General features: G+C 68.6%; 26 protein-coding genes. 13 read left to right on the top strand and 13 right to left on the bottom strand.

Annotated features, from left to right (window positions below; translation table 11 throughout):
- Positions 1-86: 86 nt before the first annotated feature.
- Together ABE424_RS15470 and ABE424_RS15465 are read right to left on the bottom strand one after the other, a co-directional pair.
- Complete coding sequence (locus tag ABE424_RS15470; protein WP_123728386.1) at positions 87-836, bottom strand: TerC family protein; 750 nt, start codon at positions 834-836, stop codon at positions 87-89.
- A gap of 54 nt (positions 837-890) precedes the next feature.
- On the bottom strand, positions 891-1,271 hold the full coding sequence (locus ABE424_RS15465) for a diacylglycerol kinase (protein ID WP_179460797.1): 381 nt from the start codon (positions 1,269-1,271) through the stop codon (positions 891-893).
- 232 nt (positions 1,272-1,503) lie between these two features.
- Between ABE424_RS15465 and ABE424_RS15460 the strand changes: the two genes are divergently transcribed.
- The gene (locus tag ABE424_RS15460) at positions 1,504-2,211 is read left to right on the top strand and encodes an SGNH/GDSL hydrolase family protein (protein WP_346491324.1); all 708 of its coding nucleotides are present in this window, start codon (positions 1,504-1,506) and stop codon (positions 2,209-2,211) included.
- A gap of 7 nt (positions 2,212-2,218) precedes the next feature.
- Here ABE424_RS15460 and ABE424_RS15455 read toward each other — a convergent pair whose 3' ends face one another.
- From ABE424_RS15455 to ABE424_RS15445, 3 genes are all read right to left on the bottom strand, one after another.
- Positions 2,219-3,490, bottom strand: a complete 1,272-nt coding sequence (locus ABE424_RS15455) for a HAMP domain-containing sensor histidine kinase (protein WP_346478267.1) — start codon at positions 3,488-3,490, stop codon at positions 2,219-2,221.
- Between the two features lie 168 nt (positions 3,491-3,658).
- Entirely contained in the window at positions 3,659-4,372 is a 714-nt protein-coding gene (locus tag ABE424_RS15450) for a response regulator transcription factor (RefSeq protein WP_019182442.1), read from the bottom strand.
- Between the two features lie 77 nt (positions 4,373-4,449).
- Positions 4,450-5,100, bottom strand: coding sequence for an arylesterase (locus ABE424_RS15445; RefSeq protein ID WP_346491325.1), 651 nt, complete (start codon positions 5,098-5,100; stop codon positions 4,450-4,452).
- Between the two features lie 120 nt (positions 5,101-5,220).
- Here ABE424_RS15445 and ABE424_RS15440 point away from each other — a divergent pair, with 120 nt between their 5' ends.
- Entirely contained in the window at positions 5,221-5,823 is a 603-nt protein-coding gene (locus tag ABE424_RS15440) for an ATP-binding cassette domain-containing protein (RefSeq protein WP_179460794.1), read from the top strand.
- On the top strand, positions 5,820-8,306 hold the full coding sequence (locus ABE424_RS15435; protein ID WP_346491326.1) for an FtsX-like permease family protein: 2,487 nt from the start codon (positions 5,820-5,822) through the stop codon (positions 8,304-8,306). The genes ABE424_RS15440 and ABE424_RS15435 overlap by 4 nt, the downstream gene beginning before the upstream one ends.
- A gap of 239 nt (positions 8,307-8,545) precedes the next feature.
- On the opposite strand, the gene ABE424_RS15430 is transcribed toward ABE424_RS15435, so the two are convergent.
- From ABE424_RS15430 to ABE424_RS15415, 4 genes are all read right to left on the bottom strand, one after another.
- Positions 8,546-9,487: a DUF6607 family protein gene (locus tag ABE424_RS15430; protein ID WP_346491327.1), complete on the bottom strand. Its 942-nt coding sequence runs from the start codon at positions 9,485-9,487 to the stop codon at positions 8,546-8,548.
- The gene (locus ABE424_RS15425; protein ID WP_346491328.1) at positions 9,487-10,077 is read right to left on the bottom strand and encodes a Hemin transport protein; all 591 of its coding nucleotides are present in this window, start codon (positions 10,075-10,077) and stop codon (positions 9,487-9,489) included. Before ABE424_RS15425 ends, ABE424_RS15430 begins: the two co-directional genes overlap by 1 nt.
- Before the next feature lie 100 nt (positions 10,078-10,177).
- On the bottom strand, positions 10,178-10,375 hold the full coding sequence (locus ABE424_RS15420; RefSeq protein WP_019182448.1) for a hemin uptake protein HemP: 198 nt from the start codon (positions 10,373-10,375) through the stop codon (positions 10,178-10,180).
- 276 nt (positions 10,376-10,651) lie between these two features.
- Positions 10,652-11,620 carry an aldo/keto reductase gene (locus tag ABE424_RS15415; protein WP_346491329.1) on the bottom strand — a complete coding sequence of 323 codons (969 nt, stop codon included), beginning with the start codon at positions 11,618-11,620 and terminating at the stop codon, positions 10,652-10,654.
- 248 nt (positions 11,621-11,868) lie between these two features.
- Here ABE424_RS15415 and ABE424_RS15410 point away from each other — a divergent pair, with 248 nt between their 5' ends.
- Both ABE424_RS15410 and ABE424_RS15405 read left to right on the top strand, forming a co-directional pair.
- Entirely contained in the window at positions 11,869-13,167 is a 1,299-nt protein-coding gene (locus ABE424_RS15410; protein ID WP_176990364.1) for a nucleoside transporter C-terminal domain-containing protein, read from the top strand.
- Positions 13,168-13,193: 26 nt separating this feature from the next.
- Entirely contained in the window at positions 13,194-14,159 is a 966-nt protein-coding gene (locus tag ABE424_RS15405) for a ribokinase (protein WP_346491330.1), read from the top strand.
- 340 nt (positions 14,160-14,499) lie between these two features.
- Here the strand turns inward: ABE424_RS15405 and ABE424_RS15400 are convergent, their stop codons facing one another.
- Positions 14,500-15,156 carry a phosphatase PAP2 family protein gene (locus ABE424_RS15400; protein WP_346501970.1) on the bottom strand — a complete coding sequence of 219 codons (657 nt, stop codon included), beginning with the start codon at positions 15,154-15,156 and terminating at the stop codon, positions 14,500-14,502.
- Positions 15,157-15,310: 154 nt separating this feature from the next.
- Between ABE424_RS15400 and ABE424_RS15395 the strand changes: the two genes are divergently transcribed.
- The 6 genes from ABE424_RS15395 (at position 15,311) to ABE424_RS15370 (ending at position 20,867) form a co-directional block, all read left to right on the top strand.
- Entirely contained in the window at positions 15,311-16,090 is a 780-nt protein-coding gene (locus tag ABE424_RS15395; RefSeq protein WP_346491332.1) for a hypothetical protein, read from the top strand.
- Between the two features lie 51 nt (positions 16,091-16,141).
- A complete protein-coding gene (locus ABE424_RS15390) occupies positions 16,142-16,732 on the top strand; it encodes a hypothetical protein (protein ID WP_346491333.1) in 591 nt (196 codons plus the stop codon).
- Positions 16,729-18,066: a YcaO-like family protein gene (locus ABE424_RS15385; RefSeq protein ID WP_346491334.1), complete on the top strand. Its 1,338-nt coding sequence runs from the start codon at positions 16,729-16,731 to the stop codon at positions 18,064-18,066. The genes ABE424_RS15390 and ABE424_RS15385 overlap by 4 nt, the downstream gene beginning before the upstream one ends.
- A 14-nt stretch (positions 18,067-18,080) precedes the next feature.
- Positions 18,081-18,827, top strand: coding sequence for a SagB/ThcOx family dehydrogenase (locus ABE424_RS15380; RefSeq protein ID WP_346491335.1), 747 nt, complete (start codon positions 18,081-18,083; stop codon positions 18,825-18,827).
- A 209-nt stretch (positions 18,828-19,036) separates the two neighbouring features.
- Complete coding sequence (gene dusB, locus ABE424_RS15375; RefSeq protein ID WP_179460784.1) at positions 19,037-20,029, top strand: tRNA dihydrouridine synthase DusB; 993 nt, start codon at positions 19,037-19,039, stop codon at positions 20,027-20,029.
- Between the two features lie 10 nt (positions 20,030-20,039).
- Positions 20,040-20,867 (top strand): methyltransferase domain-containing protein, encoded by an 828-nt coding sequence (locus ABE424_RS15370; RefSeq protein ID WP_346491336.1) that lies wholly within the window; start codon positions 20,040-20,042, stop codon positions 20,865-20,867.
- Between the two features lie 13 nt (positions 20,868-20,880).
- On the opposite strand, the gene ABE424_RS15365 is transcribed toward ABE424_RS15370, so the two are convergent.
- The 3 genes from ABE424_RS15365 to ABE424_RS15355 are packed head-to-tail and all read right to left on the bottom strand — an operon-like array spanning position 20,881 to position 23,285.
- Positions 20,881-21,321, bottom strand: coding sequence for a hypothetical protein (locus tag ABE424_RS15365; RefSeq protein ID WP_346491337.1), 441 nt, complete (start codon positions 21,319-21,321; stop codon positions 20,881-20,883).
- Complete coding sequence (locus ABE424_RS15360) at positions 21,318-22,394, bottom strand: metal-dependent hydrolase (RefSeq protein ID WP_346491338.1); 1,077 nt, start codon at positions 22,392-22,394, stop codon at positions 21,318-21,320. The genes ABE424_RS15365 and ABE424_RS15360 overlap by 4 nt, the downstream gene beginning before the upstream one ends.
- A gap of 48 nt (positions 22,395-22,442) precedes the next feature.
- Positions 22,443-23,285, bottom strand: a complete 843-nt coding sequence (locus tag ABE424_RS15355; RefSeq protein ID WP_346491339.1) for a UDP-2,3-diacylglucosamine diphosphatase — start codon at positions 23,283-23,285, stop codon at positions 22,443-22,445.
- A gap of 345 nt (positions 23,286-23,630) precedes the next feature.
- Here ABE424_RS15355 and metK point away from each other — a divergent pair, with 345 nt between their 5' ends.
- The gene (metK, locus tag ABE424_RS15350) at positions 23,631-24,842 is read left to right on the top strand and encodes a methionine adenosyltransferase (protein WP_019182462.1); all 1,212 of its coding nucleotides are present in this window, start codon (positions 23,631-23,633) and stop codon (positions 24,840-24,842) included.
- A gap of 148 nt (positions 24,843-24,990) precedes the next feature.
- On the top strand, positions 24,991-25,500 hold the full coding sequence (locus tag ABE424_RS15345; protein WP_346491340.1) for an acyl-CoA thioesterase: 510 nt from the start codon (positions 24,991-24,993) through the stop codon (positions 25,498-25,500).
- The last annotated feature ends 23 nt before the right edge of the window (positions 25,501-25,523 follow it).

Raw genomic sequence — 25,523 nt, 5'->3', positions numbered from 1 at the left:
ATCCGGAGCATGCCACGTCTCGGGTAAAGCAGATGTGGTAACGGCGGTGGGTCGGCACCCAGGGAGTGCCGACCAACGGTCGGCACCTACCAGTTGCCGGCACCCGGCACGTGGTGGGCCACGGCGCGACGGCGCATCAGCAGGTTCAGCCACTCCACCAGCACCGAGAAGCCCATCGCGGCGTAGATGTAGGGCTTGGGCACATGGACGTCCAGGCCATCCAGGATCAGTACCGCGCCGATCAGCAGGATGAAGGCCAGCGCCAGCATCTTCACGGTCGGGTTGGCGTCGATGAAGCGGCCCAGCGGATTGGCGGCCAGCAGCATGACGGCGACCGAGAGCAGGATCGCGGCGACCATCACCGGCACATGTTCGGCGATGCCGACCGCGGTGATGACCGAGTCCAGCGAGAACACGATGTCGATGATGGCGATCTGCGCGATGACCATGCCGAACACGGCCGACGCCTTGGTGGTGGTCGGATCCTCATCCTCGCCGCCGGTGATCAGCTCGCGGATTTCCATGCCGCCCTTGATGATCAGGAACAGGCCACCGACGATCAGCACCAGGTCGCGGATCGAGATGCCCATGCCGGCCACCGTGAACAGGTTGGCCTGCATGTGCGCCAGGTACGCCAGCGACACCAGCAGCAGGATGCGGGTGATGCAGGCCACGGCGATGCCGAGCTTGCGCGCGAACGGACGACGCGCTTCGGGCAGCTTGCTCACCGCGATCGAGATGAACACCAGGTTGTCGATGCCCAGCACGATTTCCAGTGCGCTCAGGGTCAGCAGGGTCAACCAGACATTGGGGTCGGACAACAACTCAAGAAACATGGACTTCCATCCTTACAGGGGGGATGACGCGGGTGACGCGCCAGAAGTTTTAGGTCAGAAAATCTGCGGCAGCAGGATCAGGGTCCAGCACACCAGTACGTTCATCATCAGCACGAACACGGCGGCCGAACCCATGTCCTTGGCGCGCCCGGCGAGCTCGTGGAACTCGGCGCCGTAGCGTTCGATCACCGCCTCGATCGCCGAGTTGGCCAGTTCCATGGCCAGCACCAGCAGCAACGAACCGATCATCAGCGCGCGCTCCACCGGGGTCTGGCCGAGCCAGAGCGCCAACGGGGCGAGCACGATCAGCAGGTACACCTCCAGCCGGAACGAGGACTCGTGCAGCCAGGCCGCACGCAGCCCCTGCCAGGACCAGACCGCCGCCTTGAAGATGCGCCGGGGGCCGCGCGGCAGGTGCCCGATTTCATCCGCCATGGGCAGGTACCCCGGTCGACAACGCGGGCCGGAACGGCAGGAACAGCACACGGCAGACGGTCATGGGCATCGCTGAATGGGGCAGGCAATCCCTCATTTTGCCATAAGCCGGTCGGGGCATTGTCGAAGGCGGCCAACGCCCGTCCGTGGTAAAGCGCGACCCGGCGGCAGCTTCTATGATGAACACCTACCCGTCCGGGCGCCTTCGGGTGCCCCACCACAGGAGTCGTCCATGCTGCACCGCCGTGCCCGCCCCCTTCTGCTCGCCCTTGCCCTGGGCGCCGCCCTGCCCGCGCTGGCGCGCACGCCGGCCCCTGCCGCGCCGCAGGTGCCGACCCAGGTCTCCAACGTGGCCTGGGCCGGCGACATGGCGCAGTTCGCGGCACAGGACGCGGCCAATCCGCCGCCGCGCGGCGGCATCGAGTTCATCGGCAGCTCGTCGATCCGGATGTGGGAGAGCCTGGCCGCCGATTTCCCGGGCCAGCCGGTGTTCAACCGCGGCTTCGGCGGTTCGGAAGTGCGTGACAGCACCTGGTATGCCGACCGCATCGTGATCCCGTATGCGCCGTGCAAGGTGTTCTTCTACGCCGGCGACAACGACCTCAACAGCGGCCGCAGCCCGGCCCAGGTCCGCGACGACGTGGTGGCCTTCGTCAACCGCGTGCACCGCGACCTGCCGAAGACCACGGTGGAGATCATCTCGATCAAGCCCAGCCCCTCGCGCGCGCAGCTGCTGCCGGCGGTGGTGGAGGCCAACGGGCTGATCAGGAAGGCGCTGGCCACCCTGCCCAACACCGGCTACACCGATGTCTACACGCCGATGCTCGGTGCCGACGGCCAGCCGCGTGCCGCGCTGTTCCGCGAGGACATGCTGCACATGACGCCGGAAGGCTATGCGATCTGGCGCACCGCGCTGGCGCCCAAGGTGCAGTGCGACTGAGCGCGGCTCAGCGGTAGTGGATCGTGGCCTGCGTGCCCTGCCCGGGCTCGCTGGCCAGCCCGATTTTCCAGCCGAAGCGGTCGCACAGCCGGCGCACGATCGACAGCCCCAGCCCGGTGCCCTGCGGGCGGCTGGGCTCGGCGCGATAGAACGGCTCGAAGGCACGGCCCAGCGCCTCGGCGGACATGCCGATCCCCGTATCGCGCACGACCACGCGGTCGGCCTCGACGTCGACGTCGATGCGGCCTTCGTCGGTATAGCTGCAGGCATTGCGCAGCAGGTTGCTGACCACCACCTGCAGCACCCGCGGCGGTGCGTGCAGCATCACCGGGCCGCTGCTGTGCAGATGGATTTCCACGGGCCGCCCGGCGATCAGCTCGCGGGCGTTGTCCACCTCGTAGCGGACGATCTCGTTGACGTCGAACAGCTCGACCTGCGGCTCGACATCGGCCTCGCGGGCGAGGATCAGGAAGGCATCGATCACCGCCTCCATGTCGCGTCCGGCGCGCTGGATGCGCTGCAGGCCGCGACGCAGCCGCGGCGTCATGTCCTGGTCGCCCAGCGCCATGTCGCTGGCCACGCGGATCACGGTGAGCGGCGTGCGCAGCTCGTGGCTGGCATCGCGGGTGAAGTTGCGCTCGCGCGCGACATGCGCGGTGACCTTGGTCGCCAGCGAGTGCAGCGCGGCCGCGAGCTGGCGGGTCTCGCCCTGCATGTCCGCCGGCAGCTTGGCCGGGGCCAGGTCGGCTGCTTCCGGGTGCCCCGGATCCCAGCGCGAGACGCGCCGGGCCAGCCAGTTGACCGGCGACACCAGGCGCTTGGACGCGCGGTAGGTGATCCACGAGGCGCCATAGACGGCCAACAGCGTCAGCAGCACCGGCACGATGCCGAACCAGAACGCCAGCATCTCCGCGCGCGAGCGCAGGAAAACCAGGTACAGGCGGCCTTCCGGGCGCGCATCGACCAGCACCAGCTGGTCGTCGTCCTTGAGCTCATGGAAGCCGGGCGTGAGCGTGCGCAGGTTGGCCGGCAGGCTCAGCGGCGACTGACCTGTCTCGAGCAGGTAGCCGCGGATGTTCTGGGTATTTGGCGGCGGCTGCACCGGCGAGGCCTCGTGCAGTTGCCAGTAGTAGCCGGCCTCTTCCTTCAGTGCGCTGCTGACCAGGCTGTGCTTGATCACCAGCGATACCAGCCAGGCGCCCAGCAGGATGCCCAGGCTGGCGAGCACGGCTTGGAGGATGAAGACGATACGGATCTTGCGCGGCAGACCGTGCGGCATTACGGGGTCCAGGGCGGTTCGCGGCGATTATAGGAAAGCTTGCCGTGAGTCCATCGTGCAAACCATGACAACGGCCCGGCAAACGCCGGGCCGTCATGCTCCAGAGGGTCCCGGAGGATCGGATCGCTCATGCCGCCCGCAGGCGGCCGAGCGGCGATCGACCGCCCATCAGCTCATCGGCTGGGCGATATCGGCAATACGGTAACCGGCACTCTGCACGGTGTGCAGCAGCGGGCGGTCGAACGGCTTGTCGATGATCTTGCGCAGGTTGTACAGATGGCTGCGCAGGGTGTCCGAGTCGGGCAGGCCATTGCCCCAGATCTCGCGTTCGATTTCCTGGCGGGTCACCACGCGCGGCGATTCGCGCATGAGGATCGTCAGCAGGCGCAGGCCGATCGGCGAGAGCTGCAGTTCGGTCCCGGCACGGGTGGCGCGCATGCTGACCGGATCGAGCACGAGGTCGGCGACCTTGAGCACTTCCGAGCCGACCTGGCGACGCTCGCGGCGGATCAGCGCGCGCAGGCGGGCTTCCAGTTCCTGGATCGCAAACGGCTTGGTCAGGTAGTCATCGGCGCCGAACCCCAGGCCGGTGAGCTTGTCGTCCAGCGTGTCGCGCGCGGTCAGCATCAGCACCGGCGTCGACTTGCGGGCGTCGTTGCGCAGCCGGCGACAGACTTCGATGCCGTCCAGACGCGGCAGCATCAGGTCCAGCACGACCACGTCGTAGCTGTTCTCGGCCGCCAGACGATAACCGTCCAGCCCATCCTGGGCGTAGTCGACTTCGAAGCCGCGCCCTTCCAGGTACTCGCCGATCATCTCGGAAATATTACGGTTGTCTTCGACCACCAGCACCAGGCCGGAGGTCTCCTTTGTCTGACGCATGGGATTCCCTCTTTCTTCAGCTTTGTGAAACATGCCGCATCGCCGGTGGACGCGGCGTGAAGTTCACCGCACATCGATCACAGCAGGGGTTTGAGCAGCGGCCAGACGTTCTCCAGCACCTGCGGCTGCGCAGCCGCGGTGGGGTGCAACCCGTCGGCCTGCATCAGGTTCGGCTTCAACGCCACGCCTTCCAGCAGGAACGGCAGCAGCGGCACCTTGTACGCCTTGGCCAGCTCCGCGTAGGTCTGGCGCAGGCGCTGGCGGTAGGCCGGGCCGTAGTTGGGTGGCACGTCGATGCCCAGCAGCAGCACCTTGGCCCCGGCCTTCTGGCTGTCAACGATCATCTTTTCCAGGTTGCCGCGCAGTTGCGTCGGGGACAGCCCGCGCAGGGCATCGTTGCCGCCCAGTTCGATCACCACCACCGAGGGGCGGTGCTTCTCCAGCAGCCCGGGCAGGCGGGTCAGCGCGCCGGCGGTGGTCTCGCCGCTGATGCTGGCATTGATGATCGCCGGCGGGGGCGTGATCTGTTGTTTGACCCGCTGCTGAAGCAGGTTTACCCAGCCCGACGCGGCCGGGATATTGTGGGCGGCACTGAGGCTGTCGCCGACCACCAGCACCGCTGCACGGGTGTCCGGACCTTTGGCACAGGCCAGCATCGGCATCAGCAGCAACCATGCCAGCAGCCAGCCCATCGAGGCCGCGCGGCCCCTTCCGTTTGCTTGGTTCATTGGAGAATCCTCATCGACAGCCTGTCCCCCCGCAGCGCGCCCGTCGCCATCGCCGCCCACAACGTGGGCAAGTCCGCACGTGGCCCGGAGGGTGAAGTCCACATACTGGACAACATTGACATGACCGTCCATGAAGGCGAGAGCGTGGCGATCGTCGGCGCTTCAGGTTCGGGCAAGACCACCCTGCTCGGCCTGCTCGCTGGATTGGACCTGCCCAGCCACGGCACGATCGCGCTGGCCGGTGCCGAGCTCAACACGCTCGATGAGGAAGCCCGCGCGCAGCTGCGCGCCCGCGAGGTCGGCTTCGTCTTCCAGAGCTTCCACCTGCTGCCGGCCTTGACCGCCGAAGAGAACATCGCGCTGCCGCTGGAACTTGCCGGCCGCGAGGATGCCGCGCGCGTGCGCGAGGTGCTGGAGCAGGTCGGCCTGGGCCACCGTGCACGCCATTACCCGCGCCAGCTCTCCGGCGGCGAGCAGCAGCGTGTGGCGCTGGCCCGCGCGTTCGTGGCGCGGCCGCGCATCCTGTTCGCCGATGAGCCGACCGGCAGCCTGGACCAGGCCACCGGGCAGCAGATCAGCGACCTGCTGTTCGCGCTCAACGCCACCAGCGATACCACCCTGGTGCTGGTCACCCACGACCTGCGCCTGGCCCAGCGCTGCGAGCGCATCTACCAGCTCGACGGTGGCCGCCTGGCCGACACCGTTGCCGGCGCGGGCGCATGAACGTCGTGCGCCACGCGGCGCGTGCGCTGCGCCGCGAGTTCCTCGCCGGCGACCTGCTGACCGTATTCGCCGCGCTGGTGCTGGGCGTGGCGGTGATGACCGCGGTCGGGACCCTGGTCAACCGGGTCACGCTGGCATTGACCAGCAGCGCGGCGGAAATGCTCGGCGGCGACCTCGGCCTGAGCGGACGCGAGGATGTTCCGCAGACCTTCGCCGATGCAGCGCGCGAGCGCGGGCTGGCCACGACGCGCATGGTCAGTTTCCCCAGCGTGCTGTTCCACGGCGATGACAGCCAGATGGCCAACATCAAGGCGGTCGCCGACGGCTATCCGCTGCGTGGCGAACTGCGGGTCAGCCGCACCCTGCACGACAGCGCCAGTGAAACCGCGGGAACGCCGCCGCCGGGCGAAGCGTATGCCGATCCACGACTGATGCAGGCGCTTGGCCTGCAGGTGGGCGATGCGCTGGAGTTCGGTGCGGGCGCGCTGACCGTGACCCGGGTGCTGCAGGCCGAGCCTGACACCTCCGGTGAGCTGATGCAGCTGTCGCCGCCGCTGCTGGTGAACCGCATCGATGTCGATCGCGCCGGCCTGCTCGGGCCGGGCAGCCGCGCGTCCTATCGCATGATGTTCGCGGGTGACCCGGCGCAGATCGAGGCCTTCCGCGAATGGCTCACACCGCAGGCCAAGGGCTACCGGGTCGTCGGCATCGCCGACGCCCAGCGCGGTATACGCGGCGCGTTCGATCTGGCCGGGCGCTTCCTCTCGCTGGCCGCATTGCTGGCGGTGTTGCTGGCCGGTGTCGCCACCGCACTGGCGGCCAACCGCTTCGCGATGCGACGCATCGACCAGGTCGCGATCCTGCGCTGCCTGGGCGCGCGCCAGCGCGACATCCTTTCGGCGATGGCGCTGCAGCTGGTGATGCTGGCGGTGCCGGCCTGCCTGGTCGGCATCGGCCTGGGCATGGCCGCACAGGCCGGGCTGGTGCAGGCACTGGGCGGGTTGATTCCGAACCGCCTGCCGCTGCCACAGGCCACACCGGCGCTGAGTGGAGCGGGCATCGGACTGGTGCTGCTGCTGGGCTTCGGCCTGCCGCCGCTGCTGCGCCTGCGCAGCGTGCCGCCGATGCGCGTGCTCAACCGCAGCTTCGCCGCGCTGCCGCCGAGTTCCATGCTGGTCTATGCCGCCGCGCTGGCCGCGACCGTGGCACTGACCGTGCAGGCCACCGGCGATGTGAAACTGGCGACGTGGGTGCTGGGTGGGCTGGCGGCGCTGGCGGCCCTCGCCGGTGCGCTCGGCGCGCTGCTGCTGTGGCTGCTGCGTGGGCTGCAGCCGCGCCTGCGCGGGCGCTGGAAGCTGGGCCTGGCCTCGTTGACGCGCCGACGCGGACTCGCGGTGATGCAGCTGGTCGGCCTGTCGCTGTCGCTGTGTGCATTGTTGTTGCTGTCGGTGATCGGCCCGGGGCTGCTGGCGCAGTGGCGCGACCGTCTGCCCACCGATACGCCGAACTACTTCCTGATGAACATCCAGCCCGAGCAGCGCGATGCGGTGCTGGCCACGTTGGGTGGGCTCGGGGTGGTCGCGCCGGGCATCGAGCCGTTCAGTACCGGCCGCCTGCTGGCGGTCAACGACCGGCCGCCGCAGCGGCAGGCGCGCGAGGACAACAGCAACGAGGATGACGATGCCAACCGGCCGGTCAACTTCTCGTGGCGGCACGATTTCCCGCCGGCCAATACGCTGCTCAGCGGAACGTTCTGGAAGGCTGGAAGCACGGCCGCCGAGGCCTCGATCGAGCAGGGCTGGGCCGAGCGCTACGGGATGAAGCTGGGCGATACGGTGACGCTGCAGATGGGCGACCAGGAGCGCAGCTTCACGGTCACCAGCATCCGCAAGGCGGACTGGGATTCGTTCCGGGTCAATTTCTTCCTGCTGCTCAACGAAGGCGCGGTGGCCGATGCGCCCTACAACCTGATCACCGCGTTCCATCTGCCGCGCGCGCAGGCGCCGGCACTGGCCGGGCTGACGCGGGAGTACCCGAACATTTCGCTGCTGGATATCGATGGCATCCTGGAGCGGGTGCGCGAAGTGATCAACCGGGTGACGCAGGCGGTGCAGCTGGTGATGGGCTTCAGCCTGTTGGCTGGTCTGCTGGTGTTGCTGGCGGCGTTGCAGGCCACGGCCGGCGAGCGGCGCTACGACAGTGCGGTGCTGCGTACGCTGGGGGCGACGCGCCGTCAGCTGCGCGGTGCGGTGCTGGTGGAGTTTGGTGCGCTCGGCCTGTTGTCGGCGTTGTTGGCCGTGGGCACGGCGGCGCTGCTGGGCAGCGTTGTGGCACGGCAGGTGTTCGAGTTGACGCTGAGCCCGCCGTGGGTTCCGTTGCTGGTGGGCGGCGCGCTGGGGGTTGGGTTGAGCATGCTGGCCGGCTGGTGGGGCACGCGGCGGATCCTGCATACGCCGCCGGCGTTGGCGCTTCGGGAGGCGTGAGTTTGGGGCGCCGTTGCACTGAAAGCGAAAGCGACGGCGTCAAAGCGAAAGCGACGGCGTCTTGGCGTTCATGGCCTGAAGGCTGGCGGGCAGCCCTGCCCAGGACGCGCCGTGAACCCATCCCTGGGGGCTCGTGGGCGCCATCCCTGGCGCCCTGACGGTCCTGGGCAGGGCTACCCGCCATCCTTCCCGATGGATGGCTTTGGGCGGAGGGTCGAGCGCCATCGATTACGGCTGTGTCAGCGCGCGCGTTCTGTCGGTGCTTTTTCCACCCACTGCTGGAAGACGGCGTCGATCTCGGTGTCCGCCACGGTCTTGCCGTCCTGGATGTCCTGGGCCTGGGTGAACAGCGGGATGATCATGGCCATGCCGTCGGGTGTGGTTTTCAGGTGCACGCCCGGTGCCTGCCCGAGGAAGCCGTCCCAGCGCTGGCGCACCTTCGCCCAGTAACCCGCGGTGGTCATCCAGTAATCGTAGGCAGGCTTGAAGTCCACCTCGGTGGTCTTGTTGTAATCGTTGAAGCCGAACTCACGCGCGATCGGTGTCTGCGTTCCGTCGGGGCGCCGCAGGATCTTGGTGTTGAACTGCTCGTGGGTCCAACCGTTCGGGGTGCGCGTGTGCCGGTTGATCACCGCGAGCGCGTTGTAGTCGCTGCGGCGGGTGTATTCGCGGCGCGGCAGGGGGCGCCAGCTGAGGTCGCTGGTCCACGCGGTGATGCCGTTGTCGTAGGTCCATCGGCCGGTGCCGCAGTAGCGCGGTGCGTCACTGACTTCATAGACGCATTGGGTCCAGGCGCCGCGGGTGAGCGCTGCGGGAATCGGGCGCACCTGCCAGGTCTGGTCTGCGCTGAACTCGAACCGGTGCGGTGCCTGGTACACCCAGTCCTGGCGCCAGTGCTTGGTGACGTGGCCACTCTTGGGTTCGACCAGCAGGTGCTGCAGCACCACCCGCGTCGGAGTGTCTTCGACCACGATCACCACTTCGTTGCCGCCGGTGCGCACGGCCGGCGCGCGTTCGTAGCCAGGGGCGAGCAGGACGGTTTCGTCGAAGGCGAAGTCGACCGCGTATTCGCCCTGCATCGCCAGGATGCTGGCGTGGTCGCGCGCAGGGTCGGCCGGCACGGCATGCGCACTGGCGGTGAGCGCGAGCAGCAGCCCTGCGAGGGCGAGCGAGTGCGTCATTACAGCTGGATCACCGGCATGCCATCGGCGGTCCACGGTCCGCCGCGGCGGGCGGCGGTGGCGCAGCAGCAGTCATCGACCCACAGCTCGCCTTCGGCGCCTTCCACGTTGCCGATCCGGCGCGCGGTGGTGGCGCCCAGGGACGACAACGAGGCCAGGCTGGCGGCGAGTTCGCGGCCTTCCCCCACCTGCAGGCGCAGCGCGCACATGCGCCAGGCGTCGTTGCCCAGGCGCACCGCGAGGCGGCGCCACAGACGTTCGGCGACACCCCCGTCGTTGACCGGTTCGGGCCGTGCGGGGAACGCGGAGACCAGGCGGTCCCAGGCGAGGAAGTCGCTGTCCGGCAGCAGATACAGGCGCCAGCAGCAGCGTCCGCGGGCATCGACGAAGCACAGGCTTTCGCGGATGCCTTCGCTGTCCATGCCCTGGCAGGCATGCGCGGAGACGGCGTGTTTCCAGCCACCGAGTTCACTGCTGTCGGGACGGTACAGGCACAGCACGGTACCCAGCGAGGCCAGCTGCGTGGCCGAGGGTAGACCGGCGATGGGATGGCGGCCCGGTGGGCGGCCGACGGAGAGGGCGCGGCTCATGGCGATCTACCTGCACTCGGCGGTTGAGGGGGAGACCCTCGACCCACGCCGGAGACCGGAGTCGACGGCGGAGTGTCGAGGGGGAGAGAGCGGGCCGGCATTACTTGGTCAGAATGAGCTTGTCGTTGCTGGTATGGCGCAGGCGATAGAACCGGTCGCCGTGCTGGATCAGGATTTCGCGACGTCCCTTGAGCAGGGCTTCGCTGTCGATCACTTCTTCCGGCGGGACGACGCGGACCGGACGGTCGCGGAGGGTCAGCGTTTCGGGGCGCAGCAGTACAGCAGCTTGAGTGTTCATCGTCTGGACTCGTTGCGAGGGGCGAGTCAAATGATAATGATTCTCAGTTGACAATCAACAACCATTCTCACTTTGATAGATGGCATTAATGATCGAACGTCAGGTATCAATAGGCTTTGTCAATCAAACTGGAGGGGAAGCTTGCCGTTTCAGCTGGCTGGGGAGCCGGCCAGCGGCCGGCACTACCCTCCCCACATGCCGGCTACCTCGATGTCCTGCCGCACCCGGACCGGTAGTGCCGGCCGCTGGCCGGCTCCCCGCATCCAAACCGACCGATCAACCAAACACCGCATCCACCTGCTGCCACACGCTCTCATCCAGCTGTTCGAGCAGGGCCAGCGCCCCCAGGTTTTCTTCCAGCTGGCTGACCCGGCTGGCGCCGAGGATCACGCTGGACACATTGGGGTTGCGCAGGCACCAGGCGATCGCCAGCTGCGCCGGGGAAACACCGAGCTGCGCGGCCAGTGCGGTATAGCGGCGCACCCGTTCCATGCGGTCGCTGCCGTCGCCGAGCACCTGCGTCCTCAACCAGCCCAGCTGTTCCTGGCCCAGCCGGGACTGCGGGTCGATCCCCGCGTTGTACTTGCCGGTCAGCAGGCCGGAGGCCAGCGGCGACCAGATCGTGGTGCCCAGGCCGGCCTCCGCGTACAGCGGGGCGTACTCGCGCTCGACCCGCTCACGGTGCAGCAGGTTGTACTGCGGCTGCTCCATCGAAGGCGCATGCAGGTTGCGCGCGCGGGCGATGTCCACCGCCTCCTGGATCTGCGCGGCCGACCACTCCGAGGTGCCCCAGTACAGCACCTTGCCCTGGCGGATCAGGGTATCCATCGCCTGCACGGTCTCGGCGATCGGGGTGTCCGGATCCGGGCGATGGCAGTAATAAAGATCCAGGTATTCCACCCGCAGGCGCTTGAGCGCGGCGTGGCAGGCGTCGGTCACGTGCTTGCGCGACAGGCCGTGCTGGGTCGGGCGCGGGTCGTCGACGGCACCGAAGAACACCTTGCTGGAAACGCAGAAGCCGTCGCGTGGCAGGCGCAGGTCGGCGATCACATCCCCCATCACCTGCTCGGCGCGGCCGCGGGCATAGCCCTCGGCGTTGTCGAAGAAGTTGACCCCGGCATCCCAGGCGGTGGCGATCAGTTTGCGGGCTTCGTCGCGGCCGATCTGATCGCCGAAGGTCACCCAGGCCCCGAAGGACAGGGCCGAGAGCTTCAGGCCGGTGGAGCCAAGACGGCGATAGAGCATGTGGTTCTCCTGCTGCGGGCCCGCGACCGGGCCGGATCGATACCGGTAAGTGTAGAGGGTGGCGCGCAGCGCGCGCAGGCCGCACGCCCTGATCTCATGGCCCATGACACGCCTCGCGGAAACCGGGCCATCCCTTGCCGATACAGGCCCGATCACGACCGATCGGCTCGCGGACGCTGCTTTTCCTTGCCCCGCCCTTGCCGCTGCTCTAGGCTTCCCGTTTTTCGCGGCACCCCAAGGGAAGTCTCATGGTCGAAGGTTTGGGCAGGATTGGCTTCGGCCTGTTCGGGTTGGCAGTGCTGATCGGCATTGCCTGGTTGTTCTCGAACAACAAGCGGGCTGTCGACTGGCGCCTGGTCGTCACCGGTATCGCACTGCAGATCGCCTTCGCGGCGGTGGTGCTGCTGGTCCCGGGTGGCCGTGATGTGTTCGACGCGCTGGGCAAGGGCTTCGTCAAGATCCTGAGCTTCGTCAACGAGGGCTCCGGCTTCATCTTCGGCAGCCTGATGGACACCAGCCAGTTCGGTTTCATCTTCGCCTTCCAGGTGCTGCCGACCATCATCTTCTTCTCGGCGCTGATGGGGGTCATGTACCACCTCAACGTGATGCAGATGATCGTGCGCGGCATGGCCTGGGCGATCACCAAGATCATGCGCGTGTCCGGTGCGGAAACCACCAGCGTCTGCGCCAGCGTTTTCATCGGCCAGACCGAGGCGCCGCTGACGGTCCGCCCGTACATCGCCAAGATGACCCAGTCCGAGCTGATCACCATGATGATCGGCGGCATGGCGCACATCGCCGGCGGCGTGCTGGCAGCCTACGTGGGCATGCTCGGCGGCAACGACCCGGTGCAGCAGGCGTTCTACGCCAAGCATCTGCTGGCGGCGAGCATCATGGCCGCCCCGGCGACCCTGGTGGTGGCCAAGCTGCTCGTGCCCGAAACCGGCACCCCGCTTACCCGCGGCACGGTCAAGATGGAAGTGGAGAAGACCTCCAGCAACATCATCGACGCCGCCGCGGCCGGTGCCGGCGACGGCCTCAAGCTGGCGCTGAACATCGGTGCGATGCTGCTGGCCTTCATCGCGTTGATCGCACTGCTGAACGCCCCGCTGACCTGGCTGGGCGACGTGACCGGCCTGGCCGCGATCATCGGCCGCCCGACCGACCTGTCGACCCTGTTCGGCTACCTGCTGGCCCCGATCGCCTGGGTGATCGGTACGCCGTGGGCCGATGCCACCACCGTGGGTTCGCTGATCGGCCAGAAGGTCGTGATCAATGAGTTCGTGGCCTACTCGGAGCTGTCCAAGATCGTCAACGGCCAGGTGCCGGGGATGGTGCTTTCCGACGAGGGCCGCCTGATCGCGACCTATGCGCTGTGCGGCTTTGCCAACTTCAGCTCCATCGCGATCCAGATCGGTGGTATTGGTGGCCTGGCGCCGGAGCGTCGCCACGATCTGGCCAAGTTCGGCCTGCGTGCAGTGCTCGGCGGTACCATTGCCACCTTCATGACGGCGACCATCGCCGGCGTGCTGACGCATTTCAGCTGATATCCGTTCCTTGAGAAACAGTCTTTATGAGTAGCAGTGTCGTCGTAATCGGTTCCTTCAATGTGGATCATGTCTGGCGTTGTGAGTCGCTCCCGGCCCCGGGTGCGACCATTGCCGGCCGCTACAGCACCGGTCCCGGCGGCAAGGGCTTCAACCAGGCCGTGGCCGCCCGCCGTGCCGGCGCGCCGACCACGTTCCTGTGCGCGCTGGGCGATGACGCCGGCGGTGCGATGGCCCGTGGGCTCGCCGAGCAGGACGGCTTCGCGCTGACCGCCGAGGCCAGCAGCGAGCCGACCGGCACCGGCGGCATCTATGTCGACAGTCGTGGCCGCAACACCATCGTGATCGGCCCGGGTGCCAACGCGGCGCTGAGCCTGGACTTCGTCGAACAGCAGCGCGCGCTGCTGGCCGGCGCCAAGGTGGTGCTGGCACAGCTGGAATCGCCGGTGGAAACCATCGAGGCCGCCCTGGCGATCGCGCGTGAGGCCGGTGCCACCACCGTGCTCAACGTGGCCCCCGCCGATGCGCCGTCCAGCATCGGCCTGCTCAAGCTGGCCGACGTGCTGACCCCGAACGAGACCGAGTTCGCCGCCCTGCTCGGCCGTCATGTCGGCGAGCGCGTGGAGGCCAACGACGTCGCCGCGCTGGATGGCGCCAGCCTGCATGCGCTGTGCCGCAAGCTGGTCGGCAACGGCACCGTGGTGGTGACGCTGGGTTCGGTCGGGGTGTTCGTTTCGCACGCCGAAGAGAACCTGCGTGGCGACACCCAGCCGTACTACCGCGTGGGCGCCGAGCAGGTGCAGGTGCTGGACACCACCGGTGCGGGCGATGCGTTCAACGGCGCCCTGGTCGCTTCGATCGCCCAGGACCCGGAGGCGGCGTTTGCCCGCCATGTGCGTTTCGCCAATCAGTTCGCGGGCCGTTCGACCGAGAAGGAAGGCGCCGCCGCGGCGATGCCGCACTTCACCCCGGCAGACGCCGAAAGCAAGTAAGCGTCACCAGTGTGGATACCGAGAGGCCAGCGCTCGCGCTGGCCTTTTTTTTGTTCTTCTCCCAGCGTCTCACCGTCTATCTGGGCGTGTCTCCGCTGGGGTCTGCCGCGACCGTGAGGGCCCCGTAGCGACCGGTAGGCCCCTCGGCAAATGTCCCCCGGCCGCCGCCTTGCGGCGACGGCCTCCTCCTTGATTTTGCCCAGGGGCCTACCGGCCGCTACGGAGCTCCGGCTCGCGGTATGCAAAAGGAAAACCGGTGCTCTCCATGCACCGCCGGTGGCCTGCAGACGTGGGGCGCGACCCACTGGCCGCCGCGCCTGCACTCGCCTTCGAGGATGGATCAGCCGTCAGGCCCCAGCGACGTCGGCATGCAGCGCGTGATCCACAGCGCCAGCGCGCCGACCAGGAGTCCGGCAAGCACGTCCAGCAGATCGTGCTGCCAGGTGGTGAGCGTCGAGAGCAGGATCAGCCCACAGGCGCCGTGCCACAGCCAGCGCAGTGCCCTCGCGTCGGCCTGCAGCCACTGCCGCCATGCCTGCCAGACCACCACCAATACCGCGGCATGCAGCGACGGCGCCATGTTGAACGGCGCCTCGAACGCGCGCAGCTGTGCGAACAACAGCCCGCTCACGCCATCCGGCTGCGGCAAAACACGCACGTTGCCGGTCGGCCAGCACACGAAGGCGAGCATGCAGGCGGCCTGCACCAGCGCGATGGCCAGCGCATGGCGGCGCAGGGCGGATCGGGTCGGGCAGAGGAAGAACGTCAGCGGGTACAGCAGGTTCAGCGCCAGGTACGGCCAGATCGTCCAGGCCCAGAACGGCATCACCTCGTCCCAGCGACCGTGCAGGCTGTACGTCTGCGCCTGGCTGGCGGCCCAGTGGTTGGTCCAGCTGTAGCCGTGGATGAACATCGCGCCGAGCAGCAGCATCCACAGCATGGCCTCGCGCCAGGGCGGCTGGGAGACCGAAGGGTTGGCATGGGGCGGTAGGGGCACGCGCGCACCCTAGCAGAACGTGGCACGCCTGTTTGCCGCTATCCTTGCGCTTTCGCGGATACAGGGACTGTACGCAGTGGCAGCAGCAGGCAGTCAGCAACACGCAGGCCCACACGCGGACGCACTGCGCTGGACGCGCAATCCGGCCTGGGCCGTGTTCTCGCAGACCCATGCGCAGCGCCCGCTGCTGCTGGTCTCCGGTGGCGCCGACGAGCTCTACGTGGTCGATGAGGCGGATACGCCGACGGTCGTCGAACGAATCCTCGGCCACTGGCAGGACGACACGCTGGCGATGATCGAGGACGATCCCGACTGCGGCCCGGCGGTCCGCCAGTTGATACGCCTCGGCGTACTGGTGCCGCTGCAGGCGGTGCGCAGCGTGCGCCGCTATGCACTCGATTGGCTCGGCGAACCCCTGCCCGTATTGGCCGACGCCTTCGACCAGCACGCGAGCGCGGATCTGCAGCGCGTGGATGCCGTCGCGGACGCCGATCTGCTGGTCCTGGTCCGGCATGGGCTCGGCTGGGAACAGGCCCTCACCCGTTACCGCGCACGCATGCCGACACAGCCGCATCTGCTGCTCGACCTCGGCTATCACCACACGCTCGCGCTCGGGCCGTATGTGGTGCCGGGCCAGAGCGCCTGCGTGTATTGCCTGGGCAACCGGGTGCTGCGCCGCTGGGGCGACGCCGTGGTGCCGGCGCTGCCCGCCGTCGCCGCGCAGCCGGCACGGATCGCGGCGCTGGTCGCCCCCTTGCTGGATCAGCCCCAGCTGTTGCTGGGCTATCTCGAACGCAGCGTCTGGCTCGATCTGCATCGCCTGCACGGGGAGCGCGACCGGGTGCTGAGGCTGCCGTGGTGCCCCGCCTGCCAGGGCGGGGAGGCAGCGCTGCCGGCACCGCTGCCGCTGCCTTGGGACGCCGCGCGCCCGTGATAATGTGCCTCCCGCGCCGGGCGTTTCCGCCTCGGTCAAGGGAGTGACCCCATGTATCGCCTGCCGACCCAGTTCGATGCCAGTGCTTCGCGCCAGGACCTTGCCGCCGCAGGCGGCGGCTCGACCTCGACCACCTGCAGTTCCTGCGTCGTCACCCTGCTCGGCACCTCGGTGCTGTCCGCGGTGGTGCTCGGCAGGCTGGACCCCGTTGCGCCCGCCGCCAACAGCAGCGAAGCGCACGCCACGGCAGTTCCCGTCGATACCGGCACCGGTGCTCACGCCCCGCAGCCTCCCCCGCTGCCCGAGCCGTCGCTCACTGCGAATCCGGACCGTCCGGAGACGGCATCAGCGTCAGCCACGCCCACAGCGCCGGCGGCCGGTCTGAGTCGCACGAGCCGGGTGCTGCTGGGGCTGTTCGCCTTGCCGCTGGCCGCGATCGGCGGCGGCATTTTCATGAGCACCTCCAACCCGATCTTCGGGCTGTTCGTCGCCGTCGGGCTGTATCTCGGCATCTATGCCCTCGTCTACGAACGCGCGGGGCGTTCGCTCGGGCGCGGCATCGGCATCGCCATCGGGCTGCTGCTGGGCCTGTTCGCGGTCGGCGCGCTCGAGATGATGCTCTGGCTGAGCGTGTTGAAATGAGCCGCGCCGCCGTGCAGGCGGCGGCGGTGGACACGCCCACGTTGTCGTCGCACCTGCTGCATGGCGCGGCGCGTCCGCGCTGCGGTCTGGTGCGCCCGGCCCAGCCGATCGAGGCCAACCCCTGCGATGCCACCGGCCCCTTGTTCGAGGGACGGCGCGTACACAATGCCGCCACCCCGGCCGATCCGGCCAATCCCTGGCAGGGCGTCTCAGGCGCGGTCGCGCTGGAGGCCGATGCGGCCGCCGATGGCGCGGTCGCCGAAGCCCTGGAGCGACTGGCGGCGGCGCAGGCGAGCCTGGAAGTGCGGCGCCGCGATGCGCTGACGCCCGCACAACGCCTGGACGAATCGGCCTTCGCGCTGTTCTCGGCCGGCCAACGTGCAACGCCGGGTTTTCCATGGCCGATGCCCGAACGCGACGACGATCTGTTCGCAGCGGTGCATGCGCTGGATGACAACCGGGTGGCTTGGGTGCCGCAGGAACTGGTCGGACTGGGGCCGCGCAGCGGCCAGGCGCGATTGCCGTCGACGTCCAGTGGCCTGGCGGCCTGGCGGGATGGCCGCGAGGGCGCCTGGCTGGCGCTGCTGCGCGCGGCCCAGGAGCTGCTGGAGCGCGATGCGCTGGCGGTGACCTGGCTCAACGGCGTGGCCGGCCGGAGAATCGCGCTGCCCGCCCAATGGCAGGCATTCGTGGACGCGCGCGGGGGCGAACTGCAGGCCTTCGACCTGACCCAGCACTGGAACCCGCACCCGGTGGTCGCGGTCGCGGGCGGCATCCCGTTCGAAGGCCGCGCCCGGCACGTCCTCGGCATCGCCTGCCGCGCCGATCCGGGTGAGGCGCTGCACAAGGCGCTGCTGGAATGGCAGCAGGCGCTGACCTTCGCCGCGCATCTGTGTGGCCGCGAAAGCGCGCGGCTTCCGCGTGAACCGGCGGCACTGCGCAGCTTCGACGAACATGCCGCCTTCTACACCCTGCGCCCGGACCTGTGGCCGCAGCTGGCGCTGCTGCGGGAGGCGGGCGACAGCACGTTGCAGCTGCAGCCACCGGGCGAGGTGATGCGTCCCGCTGCACCGCGCGCCATCGCCGAGCTCGATCTGCTGCGGCGCCGGCTGGGCCGTGCCGGCATCGCGCTGTACTACCGCGAGCTGACCACCGCCGATGTGGCCGCGGCCGGCCTGCGGGTGATGCGGGTGCTGTCGCCGCAGCTCAGCGGCCTGCATGCCGACGAGCGTGCGCCGTTCCTCGGCGGCCGTTGCCAGGACGTGGCCTGGCGGTATCCCGGCGTGCCGCACAGCGGCGCGTTTCCGAATCCCTTCCCGCATCCATTGGGCTGATCCCCGAGGACCGCATGCCGTCACCGCCTTCCCCCTGGCAGGATGCCCCGCTGTTCCATCTGTTCTGGCACAACGGCGAGCTCAATCCCGCGCGCGCTGAAGTGATGCGCGCGCGCATCGCCGAGGATGCCGCACGCGCCTGGTCGCCGCCGCGGCCCTTGCATGCAGCGGCCGGCGTCGCCCTGCCGGACCCGGTACACCCCGGCGATGCCCTGGCGCAGCGCCACAGTGGCCGTCGTTTCGGTGACGCACGCTGGGGCGCGCAGGAACTGGGGCGCGTGCTGGCCCCGCTGCGGGCCCGGACCGGCGACAGTGACACGCGTCGCCTGCCGTCCGGCGGGGCCAAATACCCGATCCAGGCGTATGCCGCGCTGTACGGCACCGACGATGCGATCGCCGCAGAACCGGGCATCCATTGGTACGACCCGATCGGGCATGCGCTGGTGCCGGTGGGGCCCTGCCCGGCATGGCCGGCGTTGTCCAGGCTGCTCGGCGTGGACTGGCCGGAGCGGCCGGCGGCGGTGCTGTTCCTGATCGCCGAACCGGCCGGCACGCTGGCCAAGTACGGCGAGCGCGGTGGCCGCTTCATGTTGATCGAGGCCGGGGTCTGGCTGGGCGCACTGGGGCAGGAAGTGGCGGCGATGCATGCCGCCGGCTGCGCGATCGGCTCGTTCGAGGACGCCGCCGTGCTGGCCCTGCTCGGGCTCGACCCGCAGCGGCATCTGGCCGTGCTGACCTATGCCTGTGGTCCGGCGCCCTGAGCGCGACCGGTGCTCGGTGCGTTTTCGCGCGTAACCGCGACCGGTAACCGCGACCGGTAACCGGCCAGCATCAGCCGCCGCTGGGGGCGGTGGAAGCAATCGTCAAGCATATGCTCATGACCGGAGCGCATCAGGCCCTTCCGGATCGGCCTGAACGCGCGTCGGTGTTTGCGTGGTTGCCGGCCAGCGGCCGGCACTACAATGCGCACATGCAGATTGGCCCCTACAACATCCAGCCCAACGTGGTGCTGGCGCCGATGGCCGGTGTCACCGACAAGCCCTTCCGCCTGCTGTGCAAACGGCTGGGCGCGGGTCTGGCCGCCTCGGAGATGACCATCTCCGATCCGCGCTTCTGGAACACCCGCAAATCGCTCCACCGCATGGACCATGCCGGCGAGCCGGACCCGATCAGCGTGCAGATCGCCGGTACCGAGCCGCAGCAGCTGGCCGAGGCGGCGCGCTACAACGTGGACCACGGCGCGCAGATCATCGACATCAACATGGGCTGCCCGGCCAAGAAGGTCTGCAACGCCTGGGCCGGCTCGGCCCTGATGCGCGATGAAGACCTCGTCGCGCGCATCCTCACCGCCGTGGTCAACGCGGTGGACGTGCCGGTCACGCTGAAGATCCGCACCGGCTGGGATTGCGATCACCGCAATGGCCCGCTGATCGCGCGCATCGCCGAAGACAGCGGCATCGCCGCGCTGGCCGTGCATGGCCGTACCCGCGACCAGCACTACACCGGCACCGCCGAATACGAGACCATCGCCGCGATCAAGGCCGCGCTGCGCATTCCGGTGATCGCCAATGGCGACATCGATTCACCGCAGAAAGCCGCGCAGGTGCTGAAGCAGACCGGCGTGGACGCGGTGATGATCGGGCGTGCCGCCCAGGGGCGCCCGTGGATCTTCCGCGAGGTGGCGCACTACCTGGCCACCGGCGCGCTGCTGGCGCCGCCCTCGATCGCCGAGGTACGCGACCTGCTGCTGGGGCACCTGCACGCACTGCACGATTTCTACGGCGAGCAGCAGGGCGTGCGCATCGCGCGCAAGCACCTGGGCTGGTACGCCAAGGACCGGCCGGAGAACGCCGCCTTCCGTGCGGTGGTCAACCGCGCCGAGGACGCCGCCAGCCAGGTCGCCCTGACCACCGACTATTTCGATGCCCTCGCTGCCGGCGAGCCGTTGTCGTCCGCTGCCTGAGCATTCCGCCATGACCCCGCCGATCACTGCACCGACCTACCTCCACGGCTTCTCCGATACCGAGCAGCACCGTCTGGTCACCCAGTCGCGTCTGTTCGAATCGAGCATCTTCAGCGGCATCGATTACAGCGGCGCGCAGCGTCTGCTGGAAGTCGGCAGCGGCGTCGGGGCGCAGACGGACATCCTGCTGCGGCGCTTCCCGGAGCTGCATGTCACCGGCGTGGACCTGAGCGAGACGCAGCTCGCCACCGCCGCCACCAACCTGGCCAAGACGCCGTGGTGCCGCGAGCGCTACACGCTGCTGCAGGCCGATGCCGGCAACCTGCCGTTCGGCGCCCGCGAATTCGACGCGGCGTTCCTGTGCTGGGTGCTGGAGCACGTGCCGTCACCGGCGCGGGTGCTCAACGAAGTGCGCCGCGTGCTGGTGCCCGGCTCGCCGGTGTATGTCACCGAAGTGATGAACGCCTCGTTCCTGCTCGATCCGTATTCGCCGCACATCTGGCGCTACTGGATGGCCTTCAATGATTTCCAGTACGACCACGGGGGCGATCCGTTCGTCGGCGCCAAGCTCGGCAACCTGCTGCTGGCCGGCGGCTTCCGCGATGTGCACACCGAGATCAAGACCATCCACCTGGACAACCGCGAACCGGCGCGTCGCAAGACCATGATCGCGTTCTGGGAGCAGCTGCTGTTGTCGGCCGCCGATCCCCTGCTGGAGGCCGGGCTGGTCGACCAGGAGACGGTGGAGGGCATGCGCCGCGAGTTCAGCCTGGTCCAGAACGACCCGAACGCGGTGTTCTTCTTCTCCTTCGTGCAGGCCCGCGCGACCGTGTACTGATCGCGTCGCGGACCTACCGCGTCGCCCAGGCGATCACGGTCACCACGACCGCGGCGGCCAGCAGCAACCAGATACCGAGTCCGCCCCGGTCCCCCGGGGCCACCGTGCTGCCACCGGCGGTGTTGCGGGCGCCTTCGCGCGGACGCGCGGTCGGCGTGGTGCCCACTTCCAGCGTACCGGTGGCCGGCCGCTGGCTGCGCTCGGTGATCTTGTTCTGCATGCGTCGCGCGCGCTCGGGATCGACCTTGCGCAGCTCGTCCAGCAGCACCTGCTGCTGGCGTTCGCGGTCCGGCTGCGCCTTGGCCTTGCGCATGATCTCGCGCAACGGCACCGCCGGCTGCTCGGCGGACCGGCCCGGGGTGAGCTCCAGCAACAGGGCGCGATACTCCGGCGGCACATCGGCCAGCCGGGTGTAGCGCGTGCCATTGATTTCCATGTCGAACCGCTCGGTCACGGTGCCTCCGTCCATCCTGCCTTGGGTGCGATGACCTCGGCGTTCGTCGGTGCGTGCCAGATGCGTTGCCACATCGCCGCGAACCGGCGTTTCACCATCGCCCTGCCCTGCTCCCCTTCATACGCCGGACGCAGCTGTCGCGGTGTGATCGCCGCCCAGCCTTCGCCGTCGACCCGCGCCACCGCGAAGGTGAAGGTGTAGTCCGGCTCCAGGCCCATGCGCAGGTCGCTGAGCCGCAGCTCGCCATCGACCACCTGCGCACGCATGAAGCCGCGGTTGAACCAGTTCAGTCGTTGCACGGCCGGCAGCGTGGCCGCCTGGCGCAGGGCCTGCACGTTGGAGGGATGGCCCTCGAAGGTCATCGGGCCACGGTCGGCGATCAGCGAGCGCTCGCCGATCACATAGCCGTTGGGCGTCATCGCGACGACCTGCCAGAGCAGCGTGTTGAACGGCATCGCCACCGAGAAGCGCGGGGCATCGCCCAGCCCCATCGCGGCCAGCGCACGATCCGCCTCACGATCGACGGTGTGCTTGGCCAGCAGCGACCAGCCCAGGTAGCCACTGCTGAGCACCAGGCCGGCCACCAGCGCCTTCTGCGCCAACGGCCGCGCCCGCGCGAACCACGCCACCGCGCAGGCGAGCAGCAGCCATACCGTGTACAGCGGGTCGATGATGAAGACGCTGGCCCACATCGTCGGGTGCGGGGTGAACGGCCACCACAGCTGGGTACCGTAGACGGTGAAGGCATCCAGCAGCGGATGGGTGATCAGCGCCAGCAGGATCGCCCAGAACCAGCGGCCCGGCGCCTGCGCCACGCGGCCGTGACCAAAGCGCTTGAACAGCCACCAGATCAGCGCGGCCACCCACGGCAGCACCAGCAGCGAGTGGCTGTAGCTGCGGTGCTCGACCATCAGCGCCACCGGATCGGCCGCAGTGAAGGCCAGCACCAGCGCGTCCAGGTCCGGCAGGGTGCCGAGTGCGGCACCGGCCAACAGAGCAGCGCGGCGATGGCCGGACGGGGCGATGGCGGCGGCCACTGCGCCGCCGAGTACGATCTGGGTAAAGGAGTCCATCGGCCGATGCTAGCAGCCGCGAGCGTGCGTGCGCCGGGGCCGTCGTGCTCAGGCGGCTCTGGCCCAGGCGGGCTTGCCGGGCAGCGCCACCAGGGTCCGCCCGGTGTGATCCAGCAGCCGCAGGGTGCCGTCCGGATCCTCGGCGAGCACGGTCAGGCTTTCGACCCAGTCGCCGTCGTTGGCATAGATCAGCCCGTCGCGCTCCACCAGCGCCGCGCGGTGGATGTGCCCGCAGACGATGCCATCCAGGCCGCGCCGGCGCACGTCGTCCAGCCCGGCCTGGACGAAGCGCTCGATGTAGCGCTCGGCCGCGCCGCTGCGTTTCTTCAGGAATTCGGACAGGGACCAGTAGCGCTGGCCGAGGCGCCGCCGCGCCGCATTGAGCAGGTGGTTGCCGGTGAGGATGCGGTAGTACAGCCAGTCGCCGAACTTTTCCTGCAGGCCGCCGAAGTGGGTGATGCCGTCGTAGTCGTCGCCATGCACGACCAGCAGGCGCCGCCCGTCGGCGGTCACGTGGATCGCCCGCCGCCGCACCTGCATGGCCGGCAGCATCAACCCGCAGACCTTGCGCAGCGAGGCATCGTGGTTGCCGGGGATGTAGATGATCTCGGTGCCCGCCCGCTGCAGCGCGTGCAGGGCCTGGATCACGTCGCTGTGGGCCGGCCGCCAACTGGCCCGGCGGTGTGCCATCCACCACAGGTCGATGATGTCGCCCACCAGATAGAGGCGCTCGCAGCGCAGGTCGGCCAGGAACCGGGCCAGTTCGGCGGCGTGGCAGTGGCGTGAGCCCAGGTGCACGTCGGAAAGGAAGACGGCCCGCCGATGGGGCGCCAGGGTCGTCACGGGCCGCTTGGCGGCCTCCCGCACGTCGCGCTGCTCGAAATCCTGCATGGCGTACTCCTCATGCCCGGCGGCCGGATGCGCCGAAGCCTGCGCCAGACGCACGACAAGCCGATGGCGGTTCAACGACAGCGGGATGACGATCGGCCGCGGCTTGTGCGCCGACTGCGCGGCCCTTGGGCCCCGGAGGTCCGGGCGGCGGACCGCTGCTGCCCACTGTCACGCTGGTGGAACACTGGGCGGTGACGCTGGCCCTCAATCCCGTCACACCGGGCCCTGCGACGGGCACACGGGCTTAACCACGGGCAACCCGCGCTGGCGCACAATGCAAGCGCGCGACTTGCCGTGTATCATTCGCGCCCATCTTTCCATCCGAATCAAAGGATATTACGCCTGATGTCCAGCTACCTGTTCACCTCCGAATCGGTCTCCGAAGGCCATCCGGACAAGATTGCCGACCAGATCTCCGATGCGGTGCTGGACGCGATCCTGACCCAGGACAAGCGTGCGCGCGTGGCCTGCGAAACCATGGTCAAGACTGGCGTGGCGATCGTCGCCGGTGAAATCACCACCAGCGCCTGGATCGACCTGGAAGCCTTGACCCGCAAGGTGATCCTGGACATCGGCTACGACAGCTCCGACGTCGGTTTCGACGGCGCGACCTGCGGCGTGCTGAACCTGATCGGCAAGCAGTCGCCGCACATCGCCCAGGGCGTGGACCGCAAGAAGCCCGAAGAAATGGGCGCTGGCGACCAGGGCCTGATGTTCGGCTATGCCACCAACGAGACCGACAGCTACATGCCGGCCGCGATCCACCTGTCGCACCGCCTGGTCGAGCAGCAGGCCAAGATCCGCAAGAAGAAGAACTCGCCGCTGTCCTGGCTGCGTCCGGATGCCAAGAGCCAGGTCACTCTGCGCTATGAAAACGGCGCCGTCTCGGCCATCGACGCGGTGGTGCTGTCGACCCAGCACGCCCCGGGCGTGAAGCAGAAGGACCTCATCGAGGCCGTCCGCGAAGAGATCATCAAGCCGGTGCTGCCGGCCAAGTGGCTGCACAAGGGCACCAAGTTCCACATCAACCCGACCGGCAAGTTCGAGATCGGCGGCCCGGTGGGCGACTGTGGCCTGACCGGCCGCAAGATCATCGTCGACACCTACGGCGGCTGGGCCCGTCACGGTGGTGGTGCGTTCTCAGGCAAGGATCCGTCCAAGGTCGACCGTTCGGCCGCCTACGCGGCCCGTTATGTCGCCAAGAATGTCGTGGCCGCCGGCCTGGCCGACCGTTGCGAAGTGCAGGTCTCCTACGCCATCGGCGTGGCCGAGCCGACCTCGATCTCGGTCACCACCTTCGGCACCGGCAAGATCAGCGATGACAAGATCGAAAAGCTGATCCGCAAGCATTTCGACCTGCGCCCGTACGGCATCATCCAGATGCTGGACCTGATCCACCCGATGTACCAGCAGACCGCGGCCTACGGCCACTTCGGCCGCAAGGCCAAGGAGTTCAGCTACACCAACGGTGCTGGCGAACAGGTCAACGCGACCGCCTTCTCCTGGGAGAAGACCGATCGCGCCGCCGCCCTGCGCGCGGATGCGAAGCTGAAGTAAGAAACACGAAGGGCCGCGCAAGCGGCCCTTCTCTTTTGCGGTCCTGCCGGCCGCTGGCCGGCAACCTCGTGACGTCCGGCAGGATCTGCCTGGTTGCCGGCCAGCGGCCGGCACTACCGGGCCTCCGATCGGCCGCTACAATCGGCGCATGCCCGAATTCAAATCCAACCAGCTGTCCATGACCGTGCTGATGTCGCCGGACATGGCCAATTTCTCCGGCAAGGTACACGGCGGTGCGGTGCTGCGCCTGCTCGACCAGGTCGCCTACGCCTGTGCCAGCCGCTATGCCGGCAGCTACGTGGTCACCCTCTCGGTGGACCAGGTGATGTTCCGCCAGCCGATCGCGGTCGGCGAGCTGGTCACCTTCCTGGCCTCGGTGAACTACACCGGCACCTCCTCGATGGAGATCGGGGTCAAGGTGGTGGCCGAGGACATCCTCAAGCGCAGCGTGCGCCATGCCAACAGCTGCTTCTTCACCATGGTCGCGGTGGACGAGGACGGCAAGCCCACGCCGGTACCGGCACTGCAACTGGACACCAGCGACGAACGCCGCCGGCACGCCGCCGCGTTGATCCGCCGCCAGCTGCGCGAGGAGATGGAGCAGCGCCACCTGGAGCTGCTGGCGTCCAATCCGCCTGCGCCGGGCGATGCGCCATGACCAACCGTCATGGCCTACCGGTC

This window comes from Stenotrophomonas sp. TWI1149, from assembly GCF_039673155.1.
Lineage (GTDB): Bacteria > Pseudomonadota > Gammaproteobacteria > Xanthomonadales > Xanthomonadaceae > Stenotrophomonas > Stenotrophomonas maltophilia_AA.
This window is presented reverse-complemented; position numbering and strand designations above follow the sequence as displayed.